Here is a 6,361-nt window from a genome sequence, read left to right on the forward strand (position 1 = left end):
CGAAAGTTAAGCATTCGGGAGAGTCGCTGCAATGGCCGTGTTGAGCCGCGCTGATACCTTCATTGTCGATGTGCCGACGATCCGCCCGCATGTGCTGGCGATGGCAACGATGCATGGACAGTCGATGGTGATCGTCCGTCTTACCGATGCCGACGGCGTCGAGGGGCTGGGCGAGGGCACCACGATCGGCGGCCTCAGCTATGGCGAGGAAAGCCCCGAAAGCATCAAGTCCGCCATCGACACATACATCGTGCCAGTGCTGGAAACCTGCGATATCGCGCAAGTCGGCGCCACGATGGCGAAGGTCGCCAAATGCGTGCGGGGCAACCACTTCGCCAAGTGCGCAGTGGAGACGGCGCTGCTCGACATGGCGGGCAAGCGGCTTGGCGTGCCGGTATCCGAACTGATCGGCGGCGGGCGCGTGCGGGACAGCCTGCCGGTCGCCTGGACGCTCGCCAGCGGCGATACCGCGCGCGATATTGCCGAGGGCGAGGCGATGCTTGAGGCCCGCCGCCACCGTATTTTCAAGCTCAAGATCGGCAAGCGCGACGTGCGCGATGACGTGGCCCATGTCGGCGCCATCTGCAAGGCGCTGGGCGACCGCGCCAGCGTCCGCGTGGACGTCAACCAGAACTGGACTGAGGCACAGGCCAAGCTGGGCATGGCGATGCTGGCTGACGTTGGCTGCGACCTTGTGGAACAGCCCATTGCCGGGGACGATGTTGCCGCGATGGCGCGGCTGTCCACCACGCAGGCAGTACCGCTGATGGCAGACGAAGCGCTTCACGGCCCACGTTCGGCGCTGCGGATTGCTGCGGCCAATGCTGCAGGCGTCTTCGCCCTCAAGATCGCACAATCGGGCGGGCTTTTCGCCACGGCAGAAGTCGCCGCGATCGGCGCGGCGGCGGGCATCGGGCTTTATGGCGGCACGATGCTGGAAGGCAGTGTCGGCACGATCGCATCGGCGCATGTCTTTGCCACGTTGCCCGAACTTGCCTGGGGCACCGAACTGTTCGGGCCCTTGCTGCAGACCGAGGAAATCCTGACAGAACCGCTCGGTTACGCGGACTTCTCGCTTGCCGTGCCGACCGGACCGGGTCTTGGCATCGCGCTGGATGAGGACAAGGTCGCCTTCTTCCGCCGCGATCGGTCTGCCCCCACCCTTCACCCCGTCAACGCAGGAGCCTGAACCCCGTGCTTTTCATGGTCGAAATGGACGTCAACATCCCCCTGGACTTCGATGCTGCAGAAGCGGCACGGATCAAGGCAGAGGAAAAGGCCTACTTCCAGACGCTGCAACAGGCAGGCACCTGGCGGCACATCTGGCGCAAGGTCGGCCTTTATTCCAACGTCTCGATCTTCGACGTGGAAAGCAATGCGGCGCTGCACGACACGCTGATGGCGTTGCCGCTCTACCCCTTCATGACGATGAAGATCACGCCGCTCGCCCGGCACCCCTCCTCAATCCATGACGACGATCGCTGATCGCCACCACTTACAATTACGGGAGAGAATGAAATGGACACCAGCTTCGTAAAGACCCCCGAAATCCAGCAGTTGCTCGACCGCGCCGCAGGCGTGAACGAGAGCGGCGGCAGTGCACGGCTCAAGTCGATCGTGCGGGATCTGACCGAAAGCATCATGGAGCTGATCGTGAAGCACGACATCTCCGAAAGCGAATTCTGGCTGGCGATGAAGTACCTGGCAGACAGTTCGGCAGAGATCGGGCTGATCGTGCCGGGCACCGGGCTTGAGCACTTCCTTGACCTGTACATGGACGCCAAGGACGCCGAAGCGGGTCTGACCGGGGGCACCCCGCGCACTATCGAAGGTCCGCTTTACGTCGCCGGTGCGCCGCTGGTCGAAGGCAACGTCAACCTCAGCGTCGATCCCGATGAAGGCACCACCGTGCTGCACATGACCGGCACCGTGACCGGGCCTGAGGGTGAGGCGGTGAAGGATGCGATCGTCCACGTCTGGCATGCGAACTCCAAGGGCTGGTATTCGCACTTCGATCCGACCGGCGAACAGACCCCGTTCAACAACCGCCGCCGTATCAAGCTGGGCGATGACGCGCGCTATGCGTTCCATTCCAACCAGCCGAGCGGTTACTCGGTGCCGCCCGAAGGCGCGACCGACAAGCTGATGCAGGCGCTTGGCCGCCACGGCAATCGCCCGGCGCACGTCCACTTCTTCATCGAAGCGCCCGGCTATCGCACGCTGACGACGCAGATCAACTTCGGTGACGATCCGTTCGCGGCCGACGACTTCGCCTTCGGCACCCGCGAGGGGCTGCTGCCGGTGCCCAGCCGTCAGGGCGACAGCGCCTACATCCAGTTCGACTTCCAGATGCAGCGCGCACACGACGCGGGCGACGAGGGCTTCTCTTCGCGCAACCGCGCCGAAGCGACGCCTGCTGCGGAAGCCGAAACCGTCTGACAACCAGAACACGGGAGACAGGATCATGCACGAACATCTGATGAGCCGCGTTGCGACCGCCGTGGTCGACAACCCCGAAACCGGCCTGTTCCGTTGCCGCCGCGATGTCTTCACCGACCCGGCGCTGTTCGAACTCGAAATGAAGTATATCTTCGAGAGCAACTGGGTCTACATCGCCCACGAAAGCCAGGTCGAGAAGAAGAACGACTACTTCACGACCTGGATCGGGCGAACCCCGGTGATCCTGACCCGTGCCAAGGACGGTGGCCTAAACTGCGTCGTCAACGCCTGCGCCCATCGCGGTGCCAAGCTGTGCCGCCGCAAACGGGGCAACCAGCCGCTCTTCGTATGCCCCTTCCATGGCTGGAGCTTCAAGACCGACGGTTCGCTTATGCGCGCCAAGGATGCCAGCACCGGCGCCTATCCGGACAGCTTCAACCATGAAGGATCGCACGATCTGGCCAGGGCCCGCGTGGAAAGCTATCGCGGTTTCATCTTCGCCTCGCTCAACCATGACGTGCTTCCGCTGGAAGAGCATCTGGGTGAGACGCGGGTGATCATCGACCAGATCGTCGATCAGGCGCCCGAAGGCATCGAACTGCTCACCGGCAATTCGACCTATACCTTCGACGGCAACTGGAAGATGCAGATGGAGAACGGCTGCGACGGCTACCACGTCAGTTCCGTTCACGAAAACTACCAGTCCACCATGGGCCGCCGCGCTGAAGGGGGGACCAAGGCGGTCGACGCCAACGGCTGGTCCAAGGCCCCGGCCAGCGGCGTCTACGGCTTCGAGCATGGTCATATCCTGCTCTGGACGCAGGTGCTGAACCCCGAAGTGCGCCCGATCTGGAACCACAAGCCATCGCTCGACGCGCGACTTGGCGAGGATCGCGCGAAGTTCATCCTTGAACAGACGCGCAACCTGGCGCTTTATCCCAACGTGTTCCTGATGGACCAGTTCTCCACCCAGATCCGCGTGGTGCGCCCGGTGGACGTTCATACCACCGAAGTCACGATCTACTGTTTTGCCCCCAAGGGCGAAAGCGCCGAGGATCGCGCTCACCGCATCCGCCAGTACGAGGATTTCTTCAACGTCACCGGCATGGGCACGCCTGACGATCTTGAGGAGTTCCGCAGCTGTCAGTCCGCCTACGAAGGCGCGGGCGAATTGTGGAACGATCTCAGCCGCGGCGCCACCCGCTGGATACACGGCCCCGACGCCAACGCACAGGCCATGGGCATGAACCCGCTGCTGTCCAGCGAGCGCAGCGAGGATGAGGGCCTGTTCGTGCGCCAGCATGAATTCTGGGCGCAGATCATGCTGGACGGCATGGCGAAGGACGCCGAGCCCATGCTGGAGGCTGCGGAATGACCCTCGTTCTCGAAAAGACCGCCGCCGCGCTGTCCTACGCGCAGATCTGCGCCTTCCTTTATCGCGAGGCGCGGCTGCTGGATGACCGGCAGTTCGACGAATGGCTGGAATGCTATTCGGAAGACGCCGTCTACTGGATGCCCGCGTGGACGGACGACGACGCGCTGACCACCGATCCGCAGACCGAAATCTCGCTGATCTACTACGGCAACCGCAAGGGGCTTGAGGACCGGGTCTATCGCCTCAACACCGAGCGGTCCTCGGCCAGCACGCCGGAGGCGCGTACCTCGCACTTCATCGCCAATGTCGAAGTGCTGGAAACGCGCGATGGCGCGGTGGACCTGCGTTACAACTGGCACACGCTCAGCCATCGCTACCAGCAGACGCAACAGTTCTTCGGAACGACGTTCCTGACGCTGGACACCTCCGGCGAGGCGCCGAAGATCCTGAAGAAGACGATCGTTCTCAAGGACGATTACATTCATCAGGTCATCGACGTCTACCACGTCTGAGGAGGTTACGGTGATTTTCGAGGGACGTTTCGCGGGCAAGGTCATGGTCGTGACCGGCGCGGCGCAGGGTATCGGGGCGGGCGTTGCCATGCGCGCGGCGGCGGAAGGGGCCAGCGTGGTCCTTGTCGACCGGGCCGACTTCGTCACCGAGGTGGAGCAGGCCATCGTTGCGGATGGTGGCAAAGCGGTGTCGGTCCAGTGCGACCTTGAAACCTACGAGGGCGCGGCTGAGGCCATGGCAGCGGCGGTCGCGGCGTTCGGGCGCATCGATATCCTCGTCAACAACGTGGGCGGCGCGATCCGCATGCGCCCTTACGCAGAATTCGAGCCTGCGCAGATCGATGCGGAAATCCGCCGCTCGCTGATGCCCACGCTCTACTGCTGCCACGCGGCACTGCCGGTGATGCTGGGGCAGGGCGCAGGTACGATCGTGAACCTCTCCTCCAACGCCACGCGCGGTATCCGCCGCGTGCCCTATTCGGCAGCCAAGGGCGGGATCAACGGCATGACGCAGGCGCTTGCCATGGAATATGCCGAGGCCGGCATCCGCGTCGTCGCCACTGCCCCCGGTGGCACCAGCGCTCCACCACGCCGGGTCGCCCGCAATGCGCAAGGGGACAATGCACAGGAACAGACATGGATGGCCGAGGCAGTGGCGCAAGTCACCTCGTCCGCCTTCATGAAGCGCTACGGCACGCTGGAGGAGCAGATCGCCCCGATCCTTTTCCTCGCCTCGGAAGAGGCCAGCTACGTGACCGGCTCCGTGCTGCCGGTGGCCGGTGGCGACGTCGGCTGAAGCTTTCACACTCACAGGAAATCGCCAAGTGCCCACACTGATCGTCGTCACCCGTGCGGGAGACGAAACCGCCATCGACGCCCGCGAAGGCACCAGCGTCATGGAAGCCATCCGCGACAACGGCGTGGATGAGCTGCTTGCGCTGTGCGGAGGCTGCTGTTCCTGCGCGACGTGCCACGTCTTCGTTGATGCCGAATGGGCCGACAAGGCGGGCAAGCCCGGCGAGGATGAGGACGACTTGCTCGATTCCTCCGACTATCGCACAGACCTTTCGCGCCTGTCCTGCCAGATCGCCATGACCCCGGCGCTGGACGGGTTGCGCGTCACCATCGCACCGGAGGACTGACTTCATGCCCTTTACCCAGGTTTCCGGCGCAAGCCTTTACTGGAAGCGCGACGGACGCGAGGATGCGCCTGCGCTGGTGCTGCTCAATTCGATCGGCACCGACATGGACTTGTGGGATGCGGTGCTGCCGTTCCTGCGCGAACGCTTCGCGCTGCTGCGGATTGACGCACGCGGTCATGGCGCCTCGGAGGCAGAGCCCGGAGACTTCACGATGCCGATGCTGGCGGCAGACGTGCTGGCGGTCGCGGATGCGGCCGGGTTGGCACGGTTCAGCGTGGCAGGCGTATCGCTGGGCGGGATGATCGCGATGGAACTGGCCCTCATCGCGCCGGACCGGGTGGAGAAGCTGATCCCCATCTGTACCTCCGCCACGATGGACAGCGCTTCATGGAACGATCGCATCGCCAAGGTGCGGGGAGAGGGGATGGCCGCCATTGCCGACCTTGCGATGGGACGCTTCCTGTCGGACGCCGCCGAACCGGCGATCTACGAAGCCGTGCGCCGCCAGTTACTGTCGATGGACGCGCAGGGCTATGCAGGCTGTGGTGCGGCAATTCGCGATATGACCCTGGAAACACGCATCGGCGCCATTGCCGCGCCGACGCTGGTCGTCACCGGCACGCAAGACACATCCACCCCGCTGGCGGGCCACGGCGAGCACCTGCTGGCCAGCATCCCCGGCGCGACGCATCTGTCGCTACAAGCCGCGCACCTTGCCCCGCTGGAGGCTCCGGCCGACCTTGCGGCAGGCATGATCGCCTTCCTGCAGGACTGAAGCCGATGGAACAATCAGACGTCGTCATCGTGGGTGCGGGTCATGGCGGGGCGCAGTGTGCGCTTGCGCTGCGCCAGAACGGGTTCGAAGGGACCATCACCGTCATCGGGCGCGAGCC

The 6,361-nt window shown here is 64.1% G+C and carries 9 protein-coding genes; all 9 read left to right on the top strand.

Annotation, left to right across the window (positions count from 1 at the left end):
• Positions 1–31 precede the first annotated feature (31 nt).
• Positions 32–1,189, top strand: coding sequence for a muconate/chloromuconate family cycloisomerase (locus A8V01_RS19790; RefSeq protein WP_103098041.1), 1,158 nt, complete (start codon positions 32–34; stop codon positions 1,187–1,189).
• Between the two features lie 5 nt (positions 1,190–1,194).
• Complete coding sequence (gene catC, locus A8V01_RS19795; protein ID WP_103098042.1) at positions 1,195–1,485, top strand: muconolactone Delta-isomerase; 291 nt, start codon at positions 1,195–1,197, stop codon at positions 1,483–1,485.
• 33 nt (positions 1,486–1,518) lie between these two features.
• Complete coding sequence (locus tag A8V01_RS19800; protein WP_103098043.1) at positions 1,519–2,439, top strand: dioxygenase family protein; 921 nt, start codon at positions 1,519–1,521, stop codon at positions 2,437–2,439.
• A gap of 25 nt (positions 2,440–2,464) precedes the next feature.
• Complete coding sequence (locus A8V01_RS19805) at positions 2,465–3,814, top strand: SRPBCC family protein (RefSeq protein ID WP_103098044.1); 1,350 nt, start codon at positions 2,465–2,467, stop codon at positions 3,812–3,814.
• The gene (benB, locus tag A8V01_RS19810) at positions 3,811–4,326 is read left to right on the top strand and encodes a benzoate 1,2-dioxygenase small subunit (protein ID WP_103098045.1); all 516 of its coding nucleotides are present in this window, start codon (positions 3,811–3,813) and stop codon (positions 4,324–4,326) included. The genes A8V01_RS19805 and benB overlap by 4 nt, the downstream gene beginning before the upstream one ends.
• Positions 4,327–4,336: 10 nt before the next feature.
• On the top strand, positions 4,337–5,122 hold the full coding sequence (gene benD, locus A8V01_RS19815; RefSeq protein WP_103098046.1) for a benzoate diol dehydrogenase BenD: 786 nt from the start codon (positions 4,337–4,339) through the stop codon (positions 5,120–5,122).
• A gap of 28 nt (positions 5,123–5,150) precedes the next feature.
• The gene (locus A8V01_RS19820) at positions 5,151–5,468 is read left to right on the top strand and encodes a 2Fe-2S iron-sulfur cluster-binding protein (protein WP_103098047.1); all 318 of its coding nucleotides are present in this window, start codon (positions 5,151–5,153) and stop codon (positions 5,466–5,468) included.
• A 4-nt stretch (positions 5,469–5,472) separates the two neighbouring features.
• A complete protein-coding gene (pcaD, locus tag A8V01_RS19825; protein WP_103098048.1) occupies positions 5,473–6,243 on the top strand; it encodes a 3-oxoadipate enol-lactonase in 771 nt (256 codons plus the stop codon).
• Positions 6,244–6,248: 5 nt separating this feature from the next.
• A partial coding sequence (locus tag A8V01_RS29380; protein ID WP_170066011.1) for an FAD-dependent oxidoreductase occupies positions 6,249–6,361 on the top strand: 113 nt, incomplete at its 3' end.

It is taken from the genome of Novosphingobium guangzhouense, assembly GCF_002896965.1.
Classification (GTDB): Bacteria; Pseudomonadota; Alphaproteobacteria; order Sphingomonadales; family Sphingomonadaceae; genus Novosphingobium; species Novosphingobium guangzhouense.